This window comes from Mycobacterium sp. IDUB_37 (genome assembly GCF_055419245.1).
In genome coordinates, this window is the sequence record NZ_JBVAXG010000008.1 from 1 (window position 1) to 24,590 (window position 24,590).

20 protein-coding genes and 1 pseudogene are annotated in these 24,590 nt (G+C 65.5%); 12 read left to right on the top strand and 9 right to left on the bottom strand.

The window, feature by feature from the left end; all coding sequences use genetic code 11:
* Both ACZY1I_RS23565 and ACZY1I_RS23570 read left to right on the top strand, forming a co-directional pair.
* Positions 1 to 412: pseudogene (locus ACZY1I_RS23565) on the top strand (hypothetical protein); the annotation flags it as partial.
* Between the two features lie 905 nt (positions 413 to 1,317).
* Complete coding sequence (locus ACZY1I_RS23570; RefSeq protein WP_463757982.1) at positions 1,318 to 2,562, top strand: EspA/EspE family type VII secretion system effector; 1,245 nt, start codon at positions 1,318 to 1,320, stop codon at positions 2,560 to 2,562.
* A 234-nt stretch (positions 2,563 to 2,796) separates the two neighbouring features.
* Here ACZY1I_RS23570 and ACZY1I_RS23575 read toward each other — a convergent pair whose 3' ends face one another.
* On the bottom strand, positions 2,797 to 3,543 hold the full coding sequence (locus ACZY1I_RS23575) for a hypothetical protein (protein WP_463757985.1): 747 nt from the start codon (positions 3,541 to 3,543) through the stop codon (positions 2,797 to 2,799).
* A gap of 72 nt (positions 3,544 to 3,615) precedes the next feature.
* On the opposite strand from ACZY1I_RS23575, the gene ACZY1I_RS23580 reads away from it, so the two are divergent.
* From ACZY1I_RS23580 to ACZY1I_RS23590, 3 genes are all read left to right on the top strand, one after another.
* Positions 3,616 to 4,086, top strand: coding sequence for an amidase family protein (locus ACZY1I_RS23580; RefSeq protein ID WP_463757987.1), 471 nt, complete (start codon positions 3,616 to 3,618; stop codon positions 4,084 to 4,086).
* A 187-nt stretch (positions 4,087 to 4,273) separates the two neighbouring features.
* Complete coding sequence (locus ACZY1I_RS23585; RefSeq protein ID WP_463757990.1) at positions 4,274 to 4,525, top strand: hypothetical protein; 252 nt, start codon at positions 4,274 to 4,276, stop codon at positions 4,523 to 4,525.
* A gap of 39 nt (positions 4,526 to 4,564) precedes the next feature.
* Positions 4,565 to 5,536 carry a carbon-nitrogen hydrolase family protein gene (locus tag ACZY1I_RS23590; RefSeq protein WP_463758563.1) on the top strand — a complete coding sequence of 324 codons (972 nt, stop codon included), beginning with the start codon at positions 4,565 to 4,567 and terminating at the stop codon, positions 5,534 to 5,536.
* Here the strand turns inward: ACZY1I_RS23590 and ACZY1I_RS23595 are convergent.
* Positions 5,529 to 7,085, bottom strand: coding sequence for an MFS transporter (locus ACZY1I_RS23595; RefSeq protein WP_463757992.1), 1,557 nt, complete (start codon positions 7,083 to 7,085; stop codon positions 5,529 to 5,531). The two genes, ACZY1I_RS23590 and ACZY1I_RS23595, sit on opposite strands and share 8 nt — an antisense overlap.
* A gap of 247 nt (positions 7,086 to 7,332) precedes the next feature.
* Between ACZY1I_RS23595 and ACZY1I_RS23600 the strand changes: the two genes are divergently transcribed.
* Complete coding sequence (locus tag ACZY1I_RS23600; RefSeq protein ID WP_463757994.1) at positions 7,333 to 7,503, top strand: hypothetical protein; 171 nt, start codon at positions 7,333 to 7,335, stop codon at positions 7,501 to 7,503.
* A gap of 16 nt (positions 7,504 to 7,519) precedes the next feature.
* Here the strand turns inward: ACZY1I_RS23600 and ACZY1I_RS23605 are convergent, their stop codons facing one another.
* Positions 7,520 to 8,047, bottom strand: a complete 528-nt coding sequence (locus tag ACZY1I_RS23605; RefSeq protein WP_463757996.1) for a gamma carbonic anhydrase family protein — start codon at positions 8,045 to 8,047, stop codon at positions 7,520 to 7,522.
* Positions 8,048 to 8,166: 119 nt separating this feature from the next.
* Here ACZY1I_RS23605 and ACZY1I_RS23610 point away from each other — a divergent pair, with 119 nt between their 5' ends.
* The 4 genes from ACZY1I_RS23610 (at position 8,167) to ACZY1I_RS23625 (ending at position 13,799) form a co-directional block, all read left to right on the top strand.
* On the top strand, positions 8,167 to 8,439 hold the full coding sequence (locus ACZY1I_RS23610) for a hypothetical protein (RefSeq protein ID WP_463758000.1): 273 nt from the start codon (positions 8,167 to 8,169) through the stop codon (positions 8,437 to 8,439).
* Between the two features lie 270 nt (positions 8,440 to 8,709).
* A complete protein-coding gene (locus tag ACZY1I_RS23615; protein ID WP_463758002.1) occupies positions 8,710 to 10,743 on the top strand; it encodes a toprim domain-containing protein in 2,034 nt (677 codons plus the stop codon).
* A 10-nt stretch (positions 10,744 to 10,753) separates the two neighbouring features.
* Positions 10,754 to 12,904 (top strand): DNA gyrase subunit A, encoded by a 2,151-nt coding sequence (locus ACZY1I_RS23620; RefSeq protein ID WP_463758004.1) that lies wholly within the window; start codon positions 10,754 to 10,756, stop codon positions 12,902 to 12,904.
* Between the two features lie 112 nt (positions 12,905 to 13,016).
* Positions 13,017 to 13,799, top strand: coding sequence for a PE family protein (locus ACZY1I_RS23625; RefSeq protein WP_463758006.1), 783 nt, complete (start codon positions 13,017 to 13,019; stop codon positions 13,797 to 13,799).
* Positions 13,800 to 13,826: 27 nt separating this feature from the next.
* On the opposite strand, the gene ACZY1I_RS23630 is transcribed toward ACZY1I_RS23625, so the two are convergent.
* A complete protein-coding gene (locus ACZY1I_RS23630; RefSeq protein ID WP_463758009.1) occupies positions 13,827 to 15,047 on the bottom strand; it encodes a cytochrome P450 in 1,221 nt (406 codons plus the stop codon).
* A 182-nt stretch (positions 15,048 to 15,229) separates the two neighbouring features.
* Complete coding sequence (locus tag ACZY1I_RS23635; protein WP_463758566.1) at positions 15,230 to 15,352, bottom strand: PE family protein; 123 nt, start codon at positions 15,350 to 15,352, stop codon at positions 15,230 to 15,232.
* 257 nt (positions 15,353 to 15,609) lie between these two features.
* Here ACZY1I_RS23635 and ACZY1I_RS23640 point away from each other — a divergent pair, with 257 nt between their 5' ends.
* On the top strand, positions 15,610 to 15,942 hold the full coding sequence (locus ACZY1I_RS23640) for a hypothetical protein (RefSeq protein ID WP_463758012.1): 333 nt from the start codon (positions 15,610 to 15,612) through the stop codon (positions 15,940 to 15,942).
* Positions 15,943 to 16,495: 553 nt separating this feature from the next.
* Here ACZY1I_RS23640 and ACZY1I_RS23645 read toward each other — a convergent pair.
* The 3 genes from ACZY1I_RS23645 to ACZY1I_RS23655 all read right to left on the bottom strand — a co-directional run bounded on the left by ACZY1I_RS23645 (position 16,496) and on the right by ACZY1I_RS23655 (position 22,174).
* Positions 16,496 to 19,993, bottom strand: a complete 3,498-nt coding sequence (locus tag ACZY1I_RS23645; protein ID WP_463758015.1) for a PE family protein — start codon at positions 19,991 to 19,993, stop codon at positions 16,496 to 16,498.
* Positions 19,994 to 20,264: 271 nt separating this feature from the next.
* Positions 20,265 to 21,215 (bottom strand): alpha/beta fold hydrolase, encoded by a 951-nt coding sequence (locus ACZY1I_RS23650; RefSeq protein ID WP_463758019.1) that lies wholly within the window; start codon positions 21,213 to 21,215, stop codon positions 20,265 to 20,267.
* Between the two features lie 83 nt (positions 21,216 to 21,298).
* Complete coding sequence (locus ACZY1I_RS23655) at positions 21,299 to 22,174, bottom strand: sterol desaturase family protein (protein WP_463758021.1); 876 nt, start codon at positions 22,172 to 22,174, stop codon at positions 21,299 to 21,301.
* Between the two features lie 82 nt (positions 22,175 to 22,256).
* Between ACZY1I_RS23655 and ACZY1I_RS23660 the strand changes: the two genes are divergently transcribed.
* On the top strand, positions 22,257 to 22,955 hold the full coding sequence (locus tag ACZY1I_RS23660; protein WP_463758025.1) for a FadR/GntR family transcriptional regulator: 699 nt from the start codon (positions 22,257 to 22,259) through the stop codon (positions 22,953 to 22,955).
* Positions 22,956 to 22,961: 6 nt separating this feature from the next.
* On the opposite strand, the gene ACZY1I_RS23665 is transcribed toward ACZY1I_RS23660, so the two are convergent.
* Positions 22,962 to 24,506, bottom strand: coding sequence for a phospholipase C (locus ACZY1I_RS23665; protein WP_463758027.1), 1,545 nt, complete (start codon positions 24,504 to 24,506; stop codon positions 22,962 to 22,964).
* Between the last annotated feature and the right edge of the window lie 84 nt (positions 24,507 to 24,590).

Sequence of the window (24,590 nt, forward strand, 5' to 3'; positions counted from 1 at the left end):
CCAAGCGCTGTGTGACCAATTCCGTTGGCACTACAACCATCAACGGCCCCACCAGGCTATCGACGACCAGCTTCCCGCCGAGGTCTACCAGGCGCTGCCCAAGGTAGGACCCGGCGACCCACGACCCCGACGACGCAAGACCGGACCACGGGTACTGATGGTGGGGCCAACCGGCAGCATCAACTACCGCAAACGCAAGATCGGCATCGGGCAGCACTGGAAGGGCCAACGGGTCACCCTCATCGAGACCACAACCGATCACGTCGTGGTCCTCGACCGCACCACCGGTGCCGTCCTCCGAGAACTCGTCCTCGGGCCCCTAGGCACATATCACGGCAACGGTAAGAAGCGCGGCCGACCACGCAAGAACCCCGAAACCGCACCACCGAAAGTAGTGTCAGCGATGTCCTGACAACAACGTGTCAGGGATGTCCCCGGCCACTACAGCCAGGCCACCGGACCAGGGGGTCAAAATTCAGTTGCCGCGCCGGGGTCAGATTTCACGTGCCGCCGACAGAATGGTCGGATGCTTTCGCATCCCTATGCGCGACAGCGGGCCTCTCCATCGCCGCAGGCATGCTTACCGCGTTGGGACTGGTCTCGAAGAACAACCCGGACAACGCCGACGCATGGGCCAAGCATTACCACACGATGGCCGCCCGGCCTGTGTCGTGACATTGACGGTGGAGTCCCGCCACGGCCGGAGAACACCGCCGCCACTGCTATCGGCTTGACTGGAAATGCGGTTAGCGTCGCTGGACCCTCCATCATCGCAAAACTGGGCACAGCGTCCTTAGAGCACCTGAGTAACGAACAAGCGGCGTTTGATAAAGCGAAGGCCAACCACGCGCTACTGCGGGAACAGGCCACAGGTCTAAACAAGTACGGCTGGCCGTCGAAGACGACGGATACTACGGGTTATGCCGAATACCAAGCGAAACTTCAACACGACAAATATCCCTTAAATAAGGCATACAAGCAGGCTTACCACGAGGCATGGACCGCCAACAAAGGCGCAACCGACAAAATGCTCAAATCTCAAGTGCTGACTCCCAGGTAACGAATGCTAAGGGGAAGTCTGAAAGGCTGACGTCTAATAGTACGTTCAGTGTGATTTTGTCTGCGTTGTCGGTGGTGGAGTTATTGGAGTTGATGGCGGATTCGCCGATTCCGATGGATTGGTGGATGCCGTTGAGTGTGTTGCGCAGCGGTGCGCATGCTCGAAAAGTGGTGCGTGGTGGGTGTTTGCGGCGATGTTACGGTGACAGTTCGGCGGACTGTGCGCGCGATCGGTGAGGGTTGGGACGGGGGTTTTTGATGTCGTTCGTTGATGCGGGCCGGGTGTTGTTCGCGTTGGGCAATGTGGGTGCGCAGTTCGGTTACCTCGGTTCTGACCCCAAGTTTTCGGGAGCGTACATCGCGGCATGTACCACCAACACGGGAGTCTTGGGCGCGGCACCGGTCAGCTACCTGGCCCGCCGTCGTGCAGTCGACAGCACGATCAGGTCAGCGTTTCGCAAATATCCGTCGCAATTTGGGCCCGGCGGCGTTCCTCCCAAAGATCTCATCCGCGGGATCAAAGCGAATGCCGCAGGTCCAGTGAGCATCGTCTTGTGGACCATCAGCGTCGTGGACGCGGTCAGCACTTTGTGGGGTTTCCTCATTCCCGCAGAGGGCGATGAGTTCACAGCGGGCGCTCAACAGTTCACCGCGCTCTCCGAGGAATTGGCTTCGGCGGCGCCCGATGACCGTTGGCAGGGCGCGGCGGCACAATCGTACAGGTTAGCCGACGCGGCACTGCAGAAAATGGCGCAGGCCACAAGTGAACTCGACGTGAAGCTGGCAGCACTGATGAAAGATCAAGCTGAGAAAGTCACCGTCGTACGTTTGTGCTTTGGGATTCTGAAGGATTGGCTGGTCGTGGCCATCCCGATCGTCTTAGCTTTCGAAATGAGTGATATTGGCCAGGGCTATGTCTTCGCGGCCGCCGCGGCTGTTGCGGCGGGTGGGGCTATTGTCGCGGCGACAACTGTTTCGGTTCTGTTTTCATCCAAGGTAGCTTCGTTGGCGGATCAACTGGGCGATCAGTACCGTGAGTCGGCAGGATTGGCGGTGGCGGGTTCAGCGGCGCCAGCCGGTGCTGATGCGGTGGCGGGGTCTGCGGTTGCGGGCTCAGGCGGTGTGCGCGACCGTGCGGTTGATGAAGCGCAGGGCAGCGGGGTTCAGCCACCAGCAGTGGACCTGGCGAGGGCGAGTGGTGAGGATCGGTTTGGCCTGGACGTAACCGGTGGCGGCTCGGCGGTGGCCCAACCGACTGAGGTACGGGCAATAGGCATCATCGGTCAGCGAGACGCCGAATACAGCAGCCGCGTAGCAACCCCGGCGGCCCCCGAGCGGAAGCGGGTAGCGCAATCAGAAGCCGCCCAAGTACAGCCCAGAGACGGCGTGGACGCTGCTCACGACAGCGCAGTGCCGGCGGTTCAGCAACAAGGTCCCATCGAAGCAGTCAGGACCCCGCCGCAACCCGCGCTCGATTCTGTGCTGAGCAGCGCCGGAAGATGATCGGTGCGCGCCCGCTGGTCAGGGTGACCTGACTGGCGCGAGGCCACGCTGCGCGAATTCGCCTAGCTTCGTCACGGAACACGACCCGGCCGCACTGTGCGTCGCTGACCTCGGGCGCTCCCATGTCGGGGCCTACAAGCGCTGGTTGGTCCAGCGACCGGCGCTGCGCCCGGTAATGATGTCTGGGTGGGGCGCCTACGGATGCACCTTGCTCACCCCAGTCGGATCGACACGCTAGAGGCTGAGGTCATAACCCTGCTTCTGGTCTCGGGTGTGGCTGCGGTCGATCCCGAGGTGTTGGTCTAGTGCCTGATCCCGTTGTGCGCGTTGGGTTTTCTGATAAATGCTGCGACGTCGGGTGACGGTGCGTTGGTGCTCGGCGACCAGGGAGGCTACCCGATCGGGTAGCAATTTCGCGGGGGACTCGGCCGCGGTCTGGTGCGCGGTGCGGGCAGTCTCGTCGCGGCCGATGACGTGCCGTAGCGCTCGCGCGGCTTGGGTAGGGGTGCCGCGGTGGGCCAGGTGCACCCCCTCGGCGCCGGCCAGGTCGTGGCTGTGGGCGTGGTCGGCTTCTGCCGGGTCGCGTTGGTAGAGATAGGCGTGATTAGACGCGCGGCCGCGGGTCAGGGCGACGTAGGCCAGGTTGCGGCTGGCGGTGTCGGCCAGCACGGCGTGGGTGGTCTCAGCGGTGACACCTTGAGCGGCGTGCACGGTGACCGCATGCCCAAGCTGCACCTGCTCGCGTAGGTAATCGCCACGAAAGACTGCCCAGGCCCCGTCGCCGAGGCGGCGGGCCGCCAGACGCGGGTGTGCGGCGGTGTCATCGACGTTGACCACCTGCCAGCGTTGCCCGTTGCGCACCGGCGCCTCCAACAGCGGTTGGGTGCGGTCCTGGGGCTGGTAGACGGTGATGGTGGGGTCGTTGCGGCGGGTGATGATGATGTCTTCGACCCCGATGTGGTGGCAGCGGGCCCCGGTCACCATCGAAGTGTCCCGCCCTTGGGTGATGCGCTCGGCGACGGTGCTGACGAGGTGTTTTCCACACTTCGCGCAGTGAACTACGTACAGCTGTTCGGCCAACTGGTCGACCAGGCGCCGGACCTGGTCAAGCAGGCGATTCGCGGCAACGTCGCCGACGGACGCGCGTTGACCGGGTCCGACATCGCCCGCGCGATCGGGTTGCGCGGCGCGATCTACAACCGGGCACTGGCGTTCTTCGGCGAGTACGACGCCCTGGTGCTGCCCGCCTGCCAGGCGCTGCCCTTCGACGCCGACCTCGAGTACCCCCCCAGCATCGCCGGCGTCGTGATGGACAACTACCTGGCGTGGATGAAGGCGGCGTACTTCGTATCGGTTACCGAATGCCCGGCGACCGCGGTACCGGTCGGATTCTCGAGCGAAGGATTACCGATCGGCGTTCAGGTGGTCGCCCCGCCGCGCGACGACATGCGCTCGCTGAGCGTCGCGCATTGCCTCGAACAGGCCACCGGCGCGAGTCAGCGCCGCCCGGAATTTGTGATGTGACCGAACAACGCGGCGCACGGGCCGAAGATATATTCCGGCACGGTTGATCCTGGGCTAAAGTATCGGCCTAATCGTCCTCATCGCGGAGTTCGACCGAGGCCGTGTATTGGTGCGGCCGGGGGCAGAAATAATTCGGCGCTCCGCGCTCAGGTGGCAACACCTCGGCCGGACGCAGGAAAGGTCGCAGATGCATTATTCGGTTCCGGCGGGAAGTGCCGTCAGCGGTGCGCTGCTCGCGGTTTTGGTGCTACTAGGTCTCATCCTTATCACCGCCGCGTGGGTGTACGCGGACGCCAAAGCGTCAGCGGATCGCGGCCGTCCGATTGTTTCGGCGGTGGGATCGGTTGAACTCAATACGCCGAAGGCGTGGTTCTTCAGCTGCCTGGTGATGTGGGAGACGTTCTTCCCCCTCTATCTGGACAGCCGCACCATCGCCTAGCGCACAGTTCATCGATCTTGGGGGGCAGGATTGAACAACGTGATTCGGGGCGCGGCTGTTCAGGCTTCAGCGATCACATTGAACACGTTGGCAACCACCGACAAAGCGTGCGATCTGATACGTGAAGCCGGGCGCAATTCGGCCGACGTCGTCGTCTTTCCCGAATGCTTCATTCCAGGACATCCGTCGTGGTTCCAATTCTTGCCGCCCACGTCGAAGGAACTCACCGATCTCAACGTGCGGCTGTACAACACTTCGATCGACGTGCCCGGACCCGAGACGGCCAAAATCGGTGAAGCCGCTCGCACCGCGAATTGCTTTGTGGTGATGGGCATTACCGAGCGTGCATCATCGAACTCGGGGTCGTTGTTCAATACGCAATTGTTCTTTGGGCCGGATGGTCAATTATTGGGCAAGCACCAGAAACTGACACCGACGACCTATGAGCGTCTGGTCCATTGGGGCGGCGGCGGCGACACCTTGTGTGTCGTCGACACGCCTTTCGGCCCGCTGAGTGGCTTGTTGTGTTCAGAGAACTCCAACCCTTTGGCGGGCTTCGACCTCGTGGCGCGTGGCCTACGAGTTCACGCGATGAGTTGGCCTCCGCACTTCATGATGGCCGGTAACGGCGCGCCGGGTCTGCCCGATATCTCCCAGCTGACCGCACGGCATTTCGCGCTGATGTCGAAAGCGTTCGTTATCAGCGCCTGCGGCGTAATGGACCGGGAGTTCTACCGCGAGATCGCGGCCATGACGGGTGCCCCTCAAGCCGACTTGACTGTCGGCGTCGAAGACGGCGGATCAGTCATAGTCTCGCCGGGTTCGGTAGTCCTCGCAGGCCCAGTTGCCGGCGGCGTCGAGGACATCATTTACGCGCAGCTGGATCTGGACCTCTGGGTGCGGTTGAAGATGCTTCAAGATTATGGCGGCCATTACAACCGCCCAGATGTCTTCGCGCTCACAGTGAATCGCACCCCGAACCGCTTCGAAGACCAGGAAACCGCTAGGTAGCTTCCTGCGGCACAGCGTCGTCCCGTCGCGGGCGCAGCAGAATCAGCGCCAGCACGATCGCGGCGACCGGCACCGCCGACATCATCAGGCTCAGCGTGTGGATGGCGTGGATCATCCACACGCCGGCGCCCTCGACGACTTCTCTCGCGCGTTGCGGGTCGAGCACGTGGGCGCCCCCCGTCGACGACACCGACACGCCGTGCGCGACCTGCAACGCCTCGCGGGCCTGCGTCACGGTGATGCCTGAGCCGGCCAGCGCCTGCCTGCCGTCGTGCACGAACAACATGGTGCCGACGAGCGCGAACACCGCCGGCCCGAGTGAGTAACCCGCCTGCCCGACTGCTGATTTCACCGCCGAGACGGAGCCGCCGAGATCGGCTGGGGCACTTGACATCATGATCGTCGACTGCGGTGTCTGCACCACCGCGCCGCCGACGGCGTTGAGCACCACCGAAGCGAACAACAGCCACATTGACGAATGCGCGTCCACGGTCGTCAGCATGAGCAGACCCGCCAGAAGCAGGAGCAGGCCGGTCACCAGGACACTGCGCTCACCGAATCGGGTTGCCGCCCTGCCAGACGCGGTTGCGGCGAGCGCCTGCAGAACTGTCGCCGGCACCAGCAAGAGGCCCAGCAGTGCCGGTGACTCGCCGCGCACGGTCACCAGATAGTAGGCGAACAGGATGGTCGAGCCACCAGTGAGGAAGTTGAAGACCACGCCCGCGACGACCGCGGCGTTGAACCGGCCAGACTGGAAGATGCGGAGGTCCAAAGCCGGATCAGCAGTGCAACGTTCGCGGATCAGGAACCCCGCGCCCGCGACAACGCCGACTGCGATGGGAATCAACGCGCCAGAGTGCAGACCGCGCTGCAGCTGGGAGATGCCGTACACCAGGCCGAGCAACGCGACCGCGACGAGCATCAGGCCGGGTACGTCGAGGCGGCCGGGTGCGCGTGGTGTCTCGGGCACGAAACGCAGATGGATCACCAGCGCGATGACCGCGGCGACGGGAGTCACCAGAAAGCCGGTTCGCCATCCCACGTGCTCGGCGAGCAGGCTGCCCAGGACGGGCATCGGCGTCATGAGGGCGATGCCAGCACCGAGGTAGAGCGCGATCGCGGCGGCGCGGCGCTGCGGCGGAAAGACGGCGTTGATCGTGGCCAGTGACAGCCCCAACAGGAAGGCGAACGCGACTCCGGATCCGGCGCGGGCCGCGATGAGCACCGCTCCGCTTGGCGCGGCCGCGGCAAGCAGGCCGAACCCCATCGCGCCGAGCAGACCGCCAGTGAACATCCGCTTCATGCCGTACAGGTCGCCCAGCGCACCCGCGCCGAGCACCGCTGCCGCCAGCGTCAGCGGCGCCAAGCTGGCGACGAAGCTGGCGGTGCTTGGCGACATGCCCAGCCCGGCCCGCACTTCGGAGATGTTGGCCGACAGAATCGTCGGGTCGGCCGCGGTGATGCTGTAGCCCAGCCCCATGGCGATCACCGTCATGGTGGCCGCCAGACCCGATGCCTCCGTGGGTATTTCGGTGGCCGGCGAGCTCATGCCGGGCGCGGTTTCTGTTGCTCGACGGTGGTGTCACATTGCGATGCGCTGAATTGCACTTTTCAGAGTGTCTCTCGTTGCTGGTTTGCTCGTGCTCCTGTGTTGCTTCAGGCAGTCAAGCATGGTTTCGACGTGGATCAGTTGCTCCGATGGCGAGGAAGAGTTTTGCGCGTTTACCGACGTCTGGGAGGGGGTACAAGGGCGCCGATGAGGGTCAGCAGACTCACCCGGAAGAGCGGTTGACAGCATGAATGAGTTGGAGCAGTTCGCCAGTGACATGCGGGTATTCGCGACCGAGGTAAGGGCGCTGGGCTACTCGTCACCTGGATGGAACGAGAACCCGTTCATTGAACTGTCGGAGCGCATGGTCCGCCGCGCCGAGGTGGCCGATCGTCTTCGAGCCCGCAACACCGGATAGCGGAAATTGGGGCTCGTCAGCCCTCAAGCGCCGCGCGGTGCACTCCGAGCAAGTATTCGTATGCCGAGGCGTTGACGCCGTTCTGTGCGAGTTCGTCCTCGCTGAGTTCGCGGCGAATCTTGGCCGGCACTCCGGCGACCATTGATCTGGGCGGAACGGTCATGCCCTGGGGCACTACCGCGCCTGCCGCCACCAGTGAACCGGCTCCGATCGTGGCGCCATTGCCGATCACGGCACCCATTCCGATCAAGCTGTCGTCCTCGATCGTGCATCCGTGCAGTACAGCGTTGTGTCCCACCGTCACTCGCGAGCCGATGGTGACGGGAAACCCCGGATCTGCGTGGACGGTCGCACTGTCCTGGACGTTCGACCCGGCTCCGACCACGATTGATTCGAAATCCGCGCGCAACGTCGCGGAGTACCAGACACTCACCCGTTCACCAAGGGTCACGTTGCCGATCACCGACGCGTGCGGAGCCACCCAGCTTTCGGGATGCAACGTCGGAGCATTGTCGGGCAGGGCGAGAATCACGGGCTGGGCCATGGGCACATTGTGCCCAACGAGCGGGCGACCAAGACATTCGGGAGATCGCCCCGACCGCGCTGCCTGATCAGTCACCACTGAATCGGTTGCGCGGGTGGCTGATTCGCTATCGTGGCCCCATGCAGAACACCTCGTCGAGGGTCGCAGTGCGCAGTCCGGCGGCGGCCGCGCGCTGCCCGAGCTCGGCGATCGGATCCCCGGTATGTGTGTGGCAAGCCGCCGGCCTGATCGAGACGTTCGATATCGAACATCGCGGGGCGGTAGCTGATCCGCTCGGCAAGGGCGTAGCGGTCGGCGTCTACTCGCTGGGCTTCTCCAGGCCAGCGGGTGTGTCATCACGGACTCTGCGCGACGCGCGCCGTAATATTTGGGTAGCGTGTTCACGAACTTAGCGAATCTGCCTTGAGTCAGCCAACTTTCGTCAAACTCCGCCGCGGTTTGCCGGACCTGTATGCTGCTGCCGGAACACGAGCGGAACTATCCTGCCGTCGGCTTCTCGAGAGTGATGTCCGCTCCCTCGCGCCAGCCGGATGTCAGAGGTTCAAGGCAGAATACGCAGGCCGCCCACGCACAGCGGACGGCTGGTGCGAGCTCGCCGAGCAGATTGAGACCCTGACGGGACCCGAATGCTGCGGCATCGGCCTCGGGGGAAAGGACCAGCAGTGAGTTACAACGCCGCAGACATCACCGAACTCGACGATGTCCAGCACACGCGCCTGAGGCCGGCAGTGAACCTGGGTCTCGACGTGCTCAACACGGCATTGCGCGAGCTGGTGGACAACGCGATCGAAGAGGTCGCCGACCCCAGCCACGGCGGGTCCGCGGTGACGATCACTCTGCACGCCGACGGATCGGTCAGTGTCGCCGACGACGGCCGCGGCTTGCCCGTCGACTCCGACCCGGTCACCGGCAAGAACGGCATCGTCAAGACACTGGGCACTGCCCGGGCCGGCGGCAAGTTCTCCGCGCATCAGGACGCTACGAGTACAGGTGCCGGTCTGAATGGGATCGGCGCTGCGGCGGCGGTGTTCATCTCCGCGCGGACCGACGTGACCGTACGCCGGGCCGGCAAGACCTTCCTGCAGAGTTTCGGCGGCGGCTACCCCGGTGTGTTCGACGGGAAGGACTTCGATCCGAACGCCGAATTCACCCGCTCCGATACCCAGAGACTGCGCGGCTCCGGCAATCGTCAGCCGGAGGCGCACGGCACCACGGTGCGCATTCTGTTCGACCCGGCCGTGGTGCCCGATTCCACCGTGGATATCGGCGAGGTCCTGCTGCGGGCACATGCCGCTGCGCGGATGTCGCCTGGGGTGCACCTGCTTGTCGTCGACGAAGGCTGGCCCGGCGAGGAAGTCGCGCCCGCGTTGACCGAGCCGTTCAGTGGCCCATGGGGCACCGATGCCCTGCTGGACCTCATGTGCACCGCTGCCGGCACACCCCTGCCTGGGGTGCGCGCCGTCGTAGAAGGCCGCGGCGAATACACCACCGGGCGCGGCCCGACTCCATTCCGCTGGTCCTTGACGGCCGGGCCGGCCGAGCCTGGCACCGTGGCCGCGTTCTGCAACACCGTGCGCACCCCCGGCGGCGGATCCCACCTGACCGCCGCCGTCAAAGGCCTGTCCGAAGCGCTGGCCGATCGTGTTTCCCGGATCCGTGACCTGGGCCTGGCGAAGGGCGAAGACGGCCCGGAGGCACAGGACTTCGCCGCGGTCACCGCTCTGGCCGTGGACACCCGCGCCCCGGATGTGGGATGGGACTCGCAAGCAAAGACCGCGGTGTCGTCGCGGTCACTGAATGTGGCGATGGCCCCGGACGTGGCGCGCAGCGTCGCCGTCTGGGCGGCCAACCCTGCCAACGGCGACACGTTGTCGCTGTGGACCAAGCTGGCGCTGGAGTCGGCCCGGGCGCGGCGCAGCGCCGAAGGCGCGAAGGCCCGGTCCCGCGCGGCGTCCAAGGCCAAAGGGCTGGGCACCAATCTGTCGTTGCCGCCGAAACTGCTGCCCAGCCGGGAGACCGGACGCGGGTCGGGTGCGGAGTTGTTCTTGTGTGAGGGCGATTCCGCACTGGGCACCATCAAGGCTGCGCGCGACGCAACATTTCAGGCCGCCTTCCCTCTGAAAGGCAAGCCGCCCAACGTCTACGGGTTCACCCTCAGTAAGGCGCGGATCAAAGACGAGTTCGATTCGATCGAACGCATCCTGGGCTGCGGAGTGCGAGACCACTGCGACCCGGAACTGTGTCGCTATGACCGGATCCTGTTCGCCTCCGACGCCGACCCCGACGGCGGCAACATCAACTCCAGTCTCATCTCGATGTTCCTGGACTTCTATCGGCCGCTCATCGCGGCCGGGATGGTCTATGTGACGCTGCCACCCTTATTCGTCGTCAAAGACGGCACGCAGCGCATCTACTGCCAGGACGAGTCCGAGCGCGATGCCGCGGTGGCCCAGCTACGCGCCACCTCTAAACGCAAGGTAGAGGTGCAGCGCAATAAGGGCCTCGGCGAGATGGACGCCGACGACTTCTGGAACACCGTTCTGGATCCGCAGCGACGCACTGTGGTTCGGGTGCATCTCGATGACGGCAAGACCAACTTGCACCACATTCTGTTCGGCGGGCCGCCCGAGGGCCGGCGTACGTGGATGGCCGAGGTCGCTTCCCGCGTCGACACCGCAGCGCTGGACCTGACGTAGGAGAAACACTGTGACCGCCACCCTGGAAGTTCCTGAACAGAACCCTGACCTGGTGCTCGACCAGAGCGCCGACGATTACTGGAACCACTACCAGCTGACCTTCGCGCTCTACAGCGTCAGCGACCGCGCGATCCCTTCGGCGTTCGACGGTCTCAAGCCCGGCCAGCGACGCCTGCTCTATCAGATGCACGAATCGCGACTGCTGCCCGGCAACAAACCGCAGAAGTCGTCCAAAGTCTGTTCGGCAGTCACCGGAAACCTGCACCCGCACGGTGGCGCGTCGATGTACGGCGCCGCAGCGCTGATGGCCGCGGAGTTCCAGCGCGTGAAAGTCATTGACGGACAAGGCGCGTTCCCCCGCATCCAGGGTGACATTCCCGCGGCCGACCGCTACACCGAAATGCGGCTGTCAGCACCCGGGGCCGCGCTGACCGCCGAACTCGACGACCACGCCGTGCCGATGGTGCAGACGTTCGACGGCGAATGGACCGAACCGACGGTGCTGCCGGCGCGGTGGCCGGTGCTGCTCTGCAATGGCGCTGTCGGCATCGCCGAAGGCTGGGCCACCAAGGTGCCTGCACATAACCCTCGCGAGATCATGACGGCCTGCCGGACACTGCTGGCCAAGCCGAACCTGTCCGACGACGCGCTGTGCGAGCTGATTCCCGGCCCCGACTGGGGATGCGGATCCACGGTGGTCGGCACGGCCGGGCTGCGGGATTACATGACCACCGGCCGCGGAGCGTTCACCGTGCGCGGCACGGTATCGGTCGACGGGAAGAACTGCATCATTACCGAACTTCCGCCTGGCGTGGCCAGTTCGACTGTGCAGGAAAGGATCCGGGCCCTCGTCGAATCCGGAGAAATGTCCGGCGTGGCCGACATGTCCGATCTGACCGACCGGCGGAACGGGCTGCGCATCGTGGTCACCGCCAAGCGCGGCCACAGTGCCGAAACGATCCGGGATCAGCTGCTCGCGCTGACACCGCTGGAGTCAACGTTCGCCGCCAGCCTCGTCGCCCTGGACGAGGACCGCGTCCCACGCTGGTGGTCGGTACGCGAGCTGATCGCCGCGTTCCTGTCCCTGCGGGACTCAGTAGTGTTGCGGCGCAGCGAGTATCGGCTGCAGAAGGTGACCGCTCGGCGCCACCTGGTGGCCGGCCTGATGACCATTCACTTGGACATCGACGCCGCAGTGGCCGTGATCCGCGGATCCGACACCGTCGACGAGGCCCGCCAGGGCTTGCAGGCCAGGTTCGCGATCGACGCCGAGCAGGCCGATTACGTGCTGGCACTGCAGCTGCGCCGACTGACCAAGCTCGACGTGATCGAATTGCAGGCCGAAGCGGAGAGGCTGGACGCCGAGTTCGCGGTGTTGACCGAACTGGTGTCGAATCCCAACGCGCGCCGCAAGGTGATCAACCAGGAACTCAAGGAGACGGCGAAGCTGTTCGACGGCCCCGAGTTCGACCGCCGGACCGTGCTGGATGCAACAGCCACCCCGGTAGCCTCGAGCGCCGACCAGGACGGCAACCGAGAGCGCAAGGTCAACGCCTCGTGGCGCCTGGATGACCGCGGCGTGTTCTCCGACAGCCACGGCGAATTGCTGACGTCGGGCCTGGGTTGGGCGGTGTGGACCGACGGGCGCGTCAAGTTCACCAACGGCGGCGGTCTGCCGTTCAAGACCCGCGATATCCCCGTCGCGCCGGACATCACGGGGCTTCTGCGGTCCGGGGTGCTCGCACCCGGGACGCATCTGGCGTTGGTGACCCGGCGCGGGAAGGTGCTGCGCATCGACCCCGCCGCGGTGAATCCGCAAGGCGCGGCCGGTAACGGCGTGGCCGGCGTGAAGTTGACGGCCGGTGACCCTGGTGACGAGGTCATTGCCGCATTGCCGGTCTCCTGCGCGAACGGCGAGGCCATCCTGTCGACCTCCGAAAAGGGCTGGAAGGTAACCGAAGTCGCCGACATCCCCGTCAAGGGCCGCGGCGGCGCCGGAGTCGGGTTCCACCCGTTCGTCAATGGCGAGGACGCGCTGCTGTCGGCATCGATCTCCGCGGCCGGGTTCGTGCGTCGCGGAAAAACGGTGCGTGCCGAGAAGCGTGCCAAGGCATCGGTCAAGGGCGCTGGCACCGACGTGACGCCTGCGACGACGGCGTGACCGTCGACCACCGGGGTGGGTGTAGCGGTCAGTGTTGGGATCGGTAGCCAGGCACGTCCGGTGAACTCTCGAAAGACACGCCAGAAAGGCGGGCAGAGAGGATCCGGCAGCCATGTCGTTTGTCAGCGTCGTGCCCGACTTCATCGCTCAGGCGGCCGGCGAGTTGGATCGCCTCGGCTCGACATTGAGCGCGGCCAATGCCGCGGCGGCCTCCGCTACCACCGCGATGGCGGCCCCGGCCGTTGATGAGGTGTCTGCGGCAATCACTTCACTACTGAACGCGCAAGCCCAGGAATATCAAGCCGTCAGCGCCCAGGTGGCGAACTTTCACAGCCAGTTCGTCGACTTGTTGAACAACGGCGCGGGTGCGTACGCCAGTGCCGAGACCGCCAATACGTACGCCGCCGCGTCCAGCGAAATCACCCAGTTCTACGGCGACGGCCCCCTGGGCATGCTGATCGGCGCCGAAGCGGAGTACATCGAGCTTCCGCTCGACGTTCTTGGTCCGGTACTCACGTCAACTTCCGCGCTCGGACAGAGTGGAACAGATTTTTTCAGTGCGGTGCTGGCCGGCAACCCGGGCGGGGCCGTAGCGGCACTCCGTGATGCCGGCCCTAACGTCGGCAACGCGTTCCTCTACGGCCAAAGCACGATGTCGATTCCGCTGCCGTCGAACATCCCGGGTGTGACGTTGGCGCTCAACGTGCCGTTCGGCGGTGTGCTGGCTCCCGTCCAACCCATGACCGCGACGGTGACATTCGGGGGCGAGTTCGCGGGCCAGGAGCCGGTTACGGTTCCGATGCCGTTCGAGGTCGGCGGCATCGTTTCCGAGGTGCAGGGCGACGCACCTTCAGTGGCCATTGCACTGCTGCTGTTACCGCTATTTTTCATTTAGGTTCGCTTGCTTGAGGATTGACGCGCATCAACCCGTTGCGCACGGCAGCTTCTTGATGCCATGAACGAAAACCGAACGCAGCAGATCGGGCGGCGCTGTCGTGTGCAAATCAGGAAACGCCGAAAGCAGCTTGCCGAGCACGACGCGCATCTCCATCCGCGCCAGAGGTGCGCCCAGGCAAAAGTGGGGTCCGCCGGCGCCGAACGCGAAGTGTTCGTTGGCGTTGGAACGTCGGATGTCGAAGTAGTCGGGCCGAGTGAACACCGCTGGGTCGTGATTGGCGGCGAGGTACCACACCACGATCTTGTCGCCGGCCGCGATGGACTGCCCACCCAGCACGGTGTCGACGGTGGCGGTTCGCCGCATGTGCAGAACTGGCGACGACCAGCGCAGGACCTCCGCGATACCGTTCGCGAATGTCTTCTCGTCGGCGGAAGTCAGCTGGTGTTTCTGCTCGGGGTGGGCGCTCAACAAGTGCATGGCCCATGCCAGCCCGGTCCGGGTGGTGTCGTTTCCGGCGGCGGCCAGCAGGATGACAAACGAGCCGAACTCCTGCGGAGTCAGGCGTTTGCCGTCGACCTCGGCGAGCATCAGCCGCGATGTGACGTCATCGCCGGGACGCCGCCGCCGCTGCTTGCCCAAATCAATTGTGTACTCGAAGAATTCGAGGACCGCCCGTGCGCTGGTTTCCAGGTCGCTGACTTCGCTGTCGCTCACCCCAAGAATGAGGTCGATCAACTTGCGAAGGCGCGGGCGGTCCGCGACGGGGATGTCGAGCAAGTCAGAGATGACCTGGAATGGCAGATGGGCACCCACGGTCTGGACGAAGTCGAACTCCGTCAACTCTCGAATCTCCGCCACGATCGCATCGGTCAGGTCGCCGACATAATCGGTCATCTGCCGGATGGCCCGAGGCGAGAACGCCACTTTGACCAGACTGCGGTACTGCTGATGCTTGGGATCGTCCATCACAATGATGGAGCCGAGCATCTCCAGCATCTGCGGCGGCATGTCATCCATGGAAAAGCCCCTGGTGCTGGTGAAGCGTGCAGGATCGCGCGTCACGGCTCGCACGTCGGCATAGGACGTGACCGACCAGAACCCCCGGCCGTCGCCCACCTCGAGGAACTCCACTCCCCCGCTGCGGTCCCGGACCAGATGAAAATCCTGCAGCCGGTCGGCAATGTCGTTGTCCCAGAACGGACTCAAGCCCGCCGGATTCGGCGCAGGGTCGATATGGGTCTGCAACGGTCCGCCTTCCCACGAAGCAATGGGTCGGACGCTTCCATACTTTTTGGTATGGCGCAAACGGATCCGGGCGATCGGCGCCCCGCCGGCTACGCATGAGGCCCCTCAGATGCATGGTGGCTGCGGCAGCTTTGGCTCTTGCCGCGGTTGCAGCGTTGTCCGTCCCGTGGAACCGCTACTCGCTAGTCGAGGCCGCCGGTCGAAGTCAACGGCACCGCAAACTGTCGCTGAAATTCAGCGGCCCGCGTACTGAGCGTCTGATAGTCCTGCCCGTGCGCCGAAAACAGCGCCGCGCCCCCATTGATTCGCCTTTGCTACGAATCAATTTCCCAATTGCAGGATCGTAACGCTGGATTGCCAATTCGTCACGACCGGCGACCTGATATCTCCTGCGGGAGTTCAGCCTTGTTTCTTAACTGTTAACAGTGGCCTCAGATCTGCACTACTGTTAGGCATTCGTTGAATAATAGTATTTCGCTGGACGGCCCTCTTGATACTTCACACGTCCGCACACACAATATGATCAGCAACCCCCGGGGGGTCGCAGTGAACAAGGGGGATCATGAACACCACCAAGATCATCAGACACTTCGCCGTCGGGGCGCTGACTGCGGGCGGCATTACGGCCGCCGGAATGGGAGCGGGGGTGGCACATGCAACGCTTCATGTTTGGTGCCCGGGCCAACCCCTGCCTACTCCCACCGTCGACTGGGGGGATATGCAACTCTGCCACGACTACGAGATCGACGGTTCTGGCTACGCGGAATCGATTGCCACTCATAATCCACCCGGTGCTCCACCGTCTCAAGGTGGATACACCAATCCGGACTATTGCGTAGTCAACCCGATTGGATGCCACGTCTTCGGACCTAATGGGCCAGGTTCCCACGGCTGAGTATGTCCAAATGTGCCCATAGATGCAGTTCAGGGCGGTAGCTCGTACCTAGCCCTGGCCGGCCTTGACTAGGGCATCGACAGGCAGACTTGCCCGAACTCCTCCTGCGGCGGGCCTTCTAAGGGCACACGGACCACCGCTTCTCGCGGGGATCGGCAACCACGGCGGCTGCCAAAAGTTCTCCGGTGACTGCCATCGCGATATTCGACGCACGTCTAATCAACAATGGGTTGTTTCGGCACCCCGACGCCTCTGTTGAGACGAATCCCATCGATAAATCTCAGGGCCATTCCTATAAATAGGAATAACCCATGAGATGGCAATGAGTTTTGCATCATGCAGCACTCTGGTGTCGACGTGTAGCGGTCCCTGTTTTTCGAGGTTCGTCCCTGCCCGGTGAATACTTTTGACCTAGGCATTCATTCATTAGGTGAGTCGGGAATTCTTGCCGCTTGTGCGGTTCATTTGGACTTCGCCAGCGTCGCTGCCGATCCCAAGTTGATCTTCTGGCGCAGCTCGTATGCGCCGTTCAGCTATGTGGTGGGTCGGCGTATTAGATATTGATTCCGTCGCTGCCGGTGGCACCGTTGTTACCGCTGCTTCCGCCAGGTGCTGTGCCTAGACCGCCTTGGCCCGCGCTGCCGCCTTTGCCGCCGGGGGCGTCTTGGCCGTCGCCGCCGTCGCCGCCATCACCGCCGCTGCCGCCGTTACCGCCACTGCCACCGGCGCCCGCTGCGCCGCCCTGACCGCCCGCGGCTCCCGCGCCTCCTGCGCCGCCCTGACCGCCCGGCGCCGCACCGTCTGCGCCGGCGCCGCCCTTGCCGCCCAGTCCGCCGGTGCCCCCGTTGTTTCCGCTGGTGCCGGTACCGCCGGTGCCACCCGCCCCGGCAACCCCGCCGGCCCCGCCGGCGCCTGCAATGCCGCCGGTGCCACCCGATCCGGCGGCACCTGCTGTGCCGCCTTGGCCGCCGTTTCCACCGGTGCCGCCCATCCCGTCGCTGCCGCCCTTGCCACCGCCACCGCCGTTGCCGCCGGTGCCGCCCGCACCGCCATTGCCGTTGGTTCCGCCGTTGCCGCCGCCGCCGGTGCCCCCGCTGCCGCCAAAGCCGCCTACGCCGCCACCGCGACCCTGTTGGCCGGCAGGTCCGATAGAACCCTGGCTGCCCTGGCCGGCGGCACCGCCATCGCCGCCGCTGCCGCCAGTGCCACCGGTGCCGGCTTCGCCGCCGTTTCCTCCGGCGCCCCCGGCGCCCCCGGCGATCGCAGGGTTGCCGAGATCCTTGCCATTGCCGCCGCCTTGGCCGCCATTGCCGCCGTTGCCGCCGACGGTGCCCGTGCCGTTGCCGGCGCTGCCGTTACCGCCCTTGCCGCCAGCGCCTTCGGCATTTCCATTACTGCCCGTTGACCCACCATTGCCGCCATTGCCGCCATTGCCACCATTGCCACCATTGGCGGTGCCGCCGTCGCCGCCGCTGCCGCCGAGGCCACCGCTGGCGGAGCTGCCGCCGTTGCCCGCGTTGCCGCCGTTGCCTCCATTGCCAGCGTTTCCACCGCTGCCTGCTGTGCCGCCGTTGCCACCGCGGCCGCCTTGGGCGCCGTTTGTTGCTGTGCTCGTGCCGGAACCGCCGTTGCCACCGTTGCCGCCGTTGCCGCCGTTGAAGCCGGTGTCGCCGGTACCGCCTTGGCCACCGGCCCCACCCTTGCCTGCTACAGCGGCGGAACTGTTGAGGGCGCCCGCGCCGCCATTGCCGCCCGTGCCGCCACTGCTGCCGTTCCCGTCGCCGCCCTGCCCCCCAGCGCCCCCGTTACCGCTCACTCCGGAGAAGGTGATGGCGCCTGCGCCGCCCTGGCCGCCAGCGCCGGCCGACCCACCCTTTCCGGCGGTGCCACCTTGGCCGCCGTCACCACCAGAGCCACCGGTACCCGCGGTGCGGCCGCCGCTGCCGCCCCCGCCGTTGCCGCCAGTGCCACCACTGAAGCCCGTGTCGCCGGCACCGCCCTTGCCGCCTACGCCACCGCTGCCGCCTTTTGCGGTGCCCGATCCGCCGCCGCCACCCGCACCGCCATTCCCACCCGCGCTCTCGAAGCCGCTGCCACCCTGACCTCCGTTGCCACCGACGCCAGCCTGTGCAGCGGGTGACTCGCCGCCGCCGCCTTGGCCGCCCGCGCCGCCCACGCCAGCCGAACCACCGAGGCCCGCGTTTCCGCCGTCGCCGCCCGTCCCGCCGGCGCCGCCGCTCGCGGTGTTCAAACCCTGACCGCCCACGCCACCAGCGCCACCGTCGCCGCCCGCGGTGAGCGCGCCGTTGCCAGCTGCGCCGTTGCCGCCGCTACCGCCTTGACCGGCGGGGATACCGCCCGTGCCAGCCCCGCCGCCGCCACTGCCGCCGGCCCCGCCGGCGCCGCCTGTACCGCCAGCGGCGGTGCTGCCACCGGCGCCACCAACGCCACCGTTGCCCCCGGCAGCGGTGTTGTCGCCGAGGCCGCCGTTGCCGCCCTTACCGCCGGTCCCGCTGGTGCCGCCCAGACCGCCGCTGGCCCCACCCGCACCGCCCGCGCCGCCATCGCCACTGAACCCACTGCCGTTCGTCGCGGCACCGTTGCCGCCGGCACCGCCCTTGCCGCCGTTGCCACCGAGCCCGAGAGCACCGCTGCTACCGCCGTCGGTACCCAGGCCCCCCGAGCCTGCCGCGCCACCGGTACCGCCCTTGCCGCCCAACGCCCCGTCACCGCCACTGTTACCGGTATTAGAGCCGCCCTGACCGCCCCCGCCACCGCTGCCACCGGCACCACCCTGCCCGCCAGCACCCCCGCCGACCCCGCCAATACCAGCGCCACCGGCACCGCCCTTGCCGCCACCGCCGCCCAGACCGCCCTGACCGCCGCCAGTCGGTGCCGCCGCGTCGCTGCCCGCGCTACCGATAAACCCTTGGCCGCCGACGCCGCCATGACCACCGACCCCGCCGGTACCGATCGCCCCCGACGCACCGGCGGACCCGAACAACCCGCCCGACCCACCAGCACCGCCGGCACCAGCATGCCCGCCGACCCCGCCCACGCCCCCGGAACCACCCGCAAGCGCGACACCGTTGACCAACGCACCGGTACCACCGCCACCGCCGGTTCCGCCGTCGCCCGCCAAACCCCCGGCACCACCGGCCCCACCACTGCCCAACAGTCCGCCGCCACCCAACCACCCCTGATGGGCGCCACCTACCCCACCCGTACCACCGGCGCCCCCGGCAAACCCGGTAGTGCCCGCACCGCCGGTACCGCCGGAGAACCCCGCAGCACCGACCCCACCAGCACCCCCGGCACCACCCGCGCCGCCGGCCCAACCGATCAACGCCCGCGCCACACCCCCGTTGCCGCCGGCACCACCCGCACCACTGATACCGCCAGCGGCCGACGTGTTGGCGCCACCCGCCCCGCCGACACCACCGGCGCCACCAAAACCGCCCAGCCAGCCGCCGGCACCACCATGACCACCAGCGGTGCCGGCCTGGCCCGACGCGCCCACCGCCCCGGCCCCACCAGCGCCACCCGAACCGAACACTCCAGCCTCTCCGCCGCTCCCGCCGATGCCGCCGGGCGCCGCAGACCCACCTCTGCCGCCATTGCCGAACAGGAACCCACCCGCCCCACCGGCCTGCCCCGTCCCCGCCGCACCGTTGGCGCCGTCACCGATCAGCCCGCGCCCGAACAGGGCCTGAGTCGGGGCGTTGATCACCCCCAACACTTCGCGCTCCACTAGCTGCAAAGGCGAAACGTTGGCCGCCTCGGCCAACCCGTACGCGCCACCGGCCGCAGACAGCGTCTGAACAAACTGTTGATGAAACACCGCTGCCTGCGCACTGAGCGCGTGGTAGTCCAGGCCGAACGCGCCGAACAAGCCTGCGACCGCAATCGACACCTCATCACCGGCCGCCGCCACCACCTGCGTCGTGGACAACGCTGCCGCCGCATTCGCAGCCCCCAGTGTCGAACCGATCCCTGACACATCAGCAGATGCTGCCGCCAAAACATGCGGTGACGCGATCAAAAAAGACACTAGGGTCCCCCTCCCCAAAAGCCTCCCTCGGCGAGAGAACCGTAGTTCGCAGCTGATACCGCAGTACAGAAAGACCGACACATCTTTCAGATATTGACCCGGGCGTCAATCAAACGAAGTCGTGCCTGCTTTCGGGGAGGCGCGATCTATCCCGGTCGGCGCACCCGACGGGGGTGTCGGCGACTTTCTACACCAGAGCCACTACGGCTCAGATCCATAGCCGGCCGGGCCGAGAACGCCAACCCTCGCAGAGTCGCGAAGGCGCCTGAGATCAACTTTCCGACGCTTGGTCGCCGATGAACTCGAGTCCGGCGCGAATAGCGGGGCGGTGACGCAGGACTCGGTAGTGAGCCAGTCGGCCGAGCCCCTTTGTGGTCAGTAATCTTGCGCCTTCCCATGACTTCGCCAGTCGTTCGGTGGCGGCATAGGGGCTGTCCGGGTCCTCGGGGTCGTGGATGAGAAGCAAGGGCGGGTAGTTGGCTCGTCGACCGATCCGCGTCATGTTCGTCTCCTGCAGCGGCATGGCGATTCGCTTTTCCAGCCGACGGTGCAGGCCCGAGCGGATCCGGCGGCCGAAGCCGTGGCGCGCGGCAAACCAGTCGAGATAAAGCGGGAAATCGCCCATGGGCGCGAAGAAGACCAAGCGCCCTACCGGTGCGCCGTCGGCCGCTGCCAATGCGGTCGCGTTCGCCCCGAGTGAGTGAGCCACCACCGCGTGGGCGGCCCCGTGGGCATCGATCATGGCTGCAATCGCGTTGGCGCACTCGATTGCGGTGGTACGCCCGGGCGCCAGCGCACCCGGTTCGGATTCGTTGTGGCTGGGCAAGTCGAAGGCGACGACCCGATAACCCGCCTCCACCAGCGGTTTGACGAACATCGCCATATGCGGGCGCTGGCCGCCCCAGCCGTGGACCAGATATATCGGCGGCCCCTCGCCCCATTCCTCACCAGCGACTCGGTGCCCATCCCAAAACGCTTCTATCGGCCTGCCCGGAGACACGCCCGGCGGCATGCGCAGACTCGACTCGAGAACCGGCGGAGTGCACCACAACTCGACTGCCCACCGTGATCCCAGAGTGGGCGCGAGGCGCTCGAGCCACCAAAAGAGTCGGCGCACTCGGTCATCGACCGGGGGAAGGATTCCGGAGCCGACGAGGTCGAGTGGGGCAATCTCACCGGCCTGTGCCTGCGCCGAATCCGGTCCACGTGCTCCTTGGGTCATGAACCGCGATCGTAGTGCGGGCCCGGCCGCGGCAGCTTCGTGGGACAGTGCGACATTCTTGGCCCGGACCTTATCGTCGAGGTCTAGCCGCTGACGGCGACCGGCAGGGGACTTGAGACGGGCACACTCGCTGAGCCGGCCAAGGCAGGCGTCCAGCCCGGCCCCCGGAGCATGTGTCCGAATCGATCCTTCCAGCTGCCCGCCGCTCGTACCGCGCGCCAGATCGCCACGAACTCGTGGGTCTCGACCTTGGCGATGTTGTAGGTGTTGATGTTCTTGGTCAGGCCGTAGCGCACACGTTCGCCTTCGGCTTCGAAGGTTCCGAACATGCGGTCCCAGACAATGAGGATGCCGCCGTAGTTGGTGTCCAGGTACTGGACCTGCGAACCGTGGTGCACCCGGTGGTGGCTGGGCGTGTTGAAAACGAATTCGATTGGCTTCCAGAGCTTTTCGATGAGTTCGGTGTGCAGGAAGAACTGGTACAGCAGGTTGAACGCGTAGCAGGCCAGAATGATGCGCGCATCGATGCCCAGCAGTGCCACCGGGATCAGGAACGGCAAAGTCGTGAACACAGCCCACGGCTGACGCAACGCGACCGACAGGTTGTACTGCTCGCTGCTGTGGTGAACCACGTGAACGGCCCACAGCAGTCGGATCTCGTGGTGCAACCGGTGGTACCAGTAGAAGACGAAGTCCACCGCGATCATCGCGACCACCCAGGCAATCCATCCGGTGAGGTGCCAGGGGACGGCACCGCACATCCACACCAGCACCGCGATTTCGATGAATGCCCATGGTGCGGTCAGTGCCTGGTTGACCAGAGCGGTTCCGATGCTGACGGCCGAATCGCGCCCGTCGTAACTGGACCCTCTGCGCAGCCGGAGGACGAGCAGTTCAGCGCCCATACCGAGCAGGAAGACCGGAGCGGAGAGCAGCAACAGCAGCGAGGAGAGATCCATGGCCCCCACCATAGGTCCACTGGTCCAACCTGTCTAGTGGTTGGACCAGTTAATTATTGAACCCGGTGTTACCCTCAGCCCCATGTCCTGGCGTCCCGTCGGCGCGCTTCCGCTGTCTGAGCAGGTTCATCGACAACTCCTGAACTCGATCATCGAAGGCCAACTGATCGGCACCCTGCCGCCGGAGCGGGAGCTGGCGGCCTCCTTCCAGGTCAATCGCCACGTAGTACGCGAGGCAGTCAAGCGCCTCCAACAGGCGAATCTGGTGGAGGTCAATCAGGGCGGCGCGACCCGCGTGCTCCCGGTCGATCAGAACGCGCGACTGGATCTGCTGCCCGATGTCATCGTCCGCAACGGCGTGCTGGACGACGGCGTCGCGCGGGCGGTATTGGAACTGCGCGCTTGCGTCGGCGCAGATGCCGCCCGCCTGTGCGCCCTGCGATCAGCCGCGGTCGGAGGCCGGCTCTCGACGCAAGTCCCATCGCCCACCGCGTCGGTCGCCGATCTCGAAGCAGGCAACCTCGAGTTCTGGTCGGCGATCATCGACGGATCATGCAATCTGGCTTATCGCCTATCGCTCAACACCCTGATGGCGGTCATCGACTCCATCGGCCGGTCGGCAGGCGGAGCAGAGCTCATGGCCTTACTGCACGACGAGTATCGACGGGTGGAGCAGCTGACCGCGCTCGCGACGGCCATCAGCAACGGCGACGCGGTTGAGGCGCACCGGCTTGCGGCGGATCATCTGGGATTGGTGCTTGCTTCGCTCGGAGCCGGCTGACCAGCGCTAGCACGGACCACTCGGAGTTCCGCGAACTGGCGAGGTCTCCTGGGTCGGCATCGCTTGCGGGAAAGGCACTCGATAGGGAATTCCTATCGCCGCATCCCCCAACGATCCCAGCACGCCATTGGGAACGCACTGCGGCAACTTCGGAATCGCATGCAGAAGCGGAATGTCCAAATTGGGTTTCGACCGGTCCGGCGGGGAAGCGAAGTTGAATGCCGACGTCATATCTCCGGTCACGCTTCTGCGCCAGGCCGAGAGATTAGGCACCGGTACCCCGAACCGCGTTTCCAGCAGCCGAAGCTGAGACGTGTGGTCGAACGTGTCGTGGCACAGCAAGCCGCCTCGGCTGTATGGAGAAACGACGATGCAGGGCACGCGGTTGCCCATACCGATCGGCCCACGTATGCCGCCGGACCCGGGCACTTTGTTGATGTCCACGCTGTTGGGAACCCACTCGCCGGGGGTCCCCGGCGGAGCAGTAGGCGGAACGACATGGTCGAAGTAAGAGCCGCATTCGTCATACATGATGATCAGCGCGGTCTTTTCCCACACCGCAGGATTGGACAGCAATATCCGTATCGTGTCGACAAGTGTCACAGCACCGATCGCGACCGGGAAAGCTGGATGCTCTGAATGCGTGATCGCCGGAACCAGCCAGGACACGCTGGGAAGTTTGTTAGCGGCAACGTCAGCTGCGAAGCCCACCGGGAAGTTCGGGACGATACCGTAGCGGGCCAAGTCTGACCTGGGATCTCTGGACTGCTTGAAGGTCTCAACCATGCCGCTGTCACCCAGCGGCGTGTTGTTCAGAGTTCCCGGCGCCCTGTTGTTGTAGACCTTCCAACTCACTCCGGCGGCGCTGAGATTCTCCGGCATGATGGTCCAGCTGTACAACGCCGTCGGTATGGAAGTGAGCGGGGGGTTCACCAACACCGGCCCACCCTGCAGTCCATCCGGGTCGATAGTCCCGCTGAGCCAGTACAGCCGGTTGGGGTCGGTTCCACCCATCAGCGAACAGAAGTACGAATCGCAAACGGTGAACGTGTCTGCGAGCAAATAATGAATTGGCAGGTCCGCGCGGGTGAAATAGCCCATCGTCCCGGGGACGTTTCCTGCCAGCAGTTGCGGGTATTGCGACGGCAGCCATTTGTCATTGGCGCCGTTGTTCCACGCTGTATGCATCGCGACCCAGCCCTCGGTGGGGTCATTGGTGCACTCAGCGCCGAGCAGCGGACCCCGGGTGGTGTCGTAGCGAAACGGGATTGTGACGCCGTTCGGGTCGATCGACTGCGTCTGGGGACTCCAGCCCTTTTGTGCGAACAGTGGCGTTGCGGCATTGAAGCCGTTCACGCCGGAGAGCGTGCCGAAGTAATGGTCGAATGACCTGTTCTCCTGCATCAGCAGCACGAAGTGCTCGATGTCGGACAGATGACCCGGACAGGGTCCGGCACCGAACGCCTTCTCGATCACCGGGCCGGCCAACGACATGAAAGCGCCCGCCGTGGTCGCCGCCGCAGCCTTCGCCAAAAACTGTCTGCGAGACATTCCGTCGATCGATTTTGCGCGCAACCCCACTCCCATTCTTCCTTATGCCCATTTGAGCACCCAGGGTCCCCAATCACGGGTCAA

Bases quoted from the DNA above. Each gene is read 5' to 3' on its own strand.
- ACZY1I_RS23610 (WP_463758000.1), top strand. From the start codon at position 8,167: ATGCAGAACACCTCGTCGAGGGTCGCAGTGCGCAGTCCGGCGGCGGCC.
- ACZY1I_RS23655 (WP_463758021.1), bottom strand. From the start codon at position 22,174: ATGGATCTCTCCTCGCTGCTGTTGCTGCTCTCCGCTCCGGTCTTCCTG.
- ACZY1I_RS23650 (WP_463758019.1), bottom strand. From the start codon at position 21,215: ATGACCCAAGGAGCACGTGGACCGGATTCGGCGCAGGCACAGGCCGGT.
- ACZY1I_RS23570 (WP_463757982.1), top strand. From the start codon at position 1,318: ATGTCGTTCGTTGATGCGGGCCGGGTGTTGTTCGCGTTGGGCAATGTG.
- ACZY1I_RS23640 (WP_463758012.1), top strand. From the start codon at position 15,610: ATGAACACCACCAAGATCATCAGACACTTCGCCGTCGGGGCGCTGACT.
- ACZY1I_RS23625 (WP_463758006.1), top strand. From the start codon at position 13,017: ATGTCGTTTGTCAGCGTCGTGCCCGACTTCATCGCTCAGGCGGCCGGC.
- ACZY1I_RS23600 (WP_463757994.1), top strand. From the start codon at position 7,333: ATGAATGAGTTGGAGCAGTTCGCCAGTGACATGCGGGTATTCGCGACC.
- ACZY1I_RS23595 (WP_463757992.1), bottom strand. From the start codon at position 7,085: ATGAGCTCGCCGGCCACCGAAATACCCACGGAGGCATCGGGTCTGGCG.
- ACZY1I_RS23585 (WP_463757990.1), top strand. From the start codon at position 4,274: ATGCATTATTCGGTTCCGGCGGGAAGTGCCGTCAGCGGTGCGCTGCTC.
- ACZY1I_RS23665 (WP_463758027.1), bottom strand. From the start codon at position 24,506: ATGTCTCGCAGACAGTTTTTGGCGAAGGCTGCGGCGGCGACCACGGCG.
- ACZY1I_RS23660 (WP_463758025.1), top strand. From the start codon at position 22,257: ATGTCCTGGCGTCCCGTCGGCGCGCTTCCGCTGTCTGAGCAGGTTCAT.
- ACZY1I_RS23605 (WP_463757996.1), bottom strand. From the start codon at position 8,047: ATGGCCCAGCCCGTGATTCTCGCCCTGCCCGACAATGCTCCGACGTTG.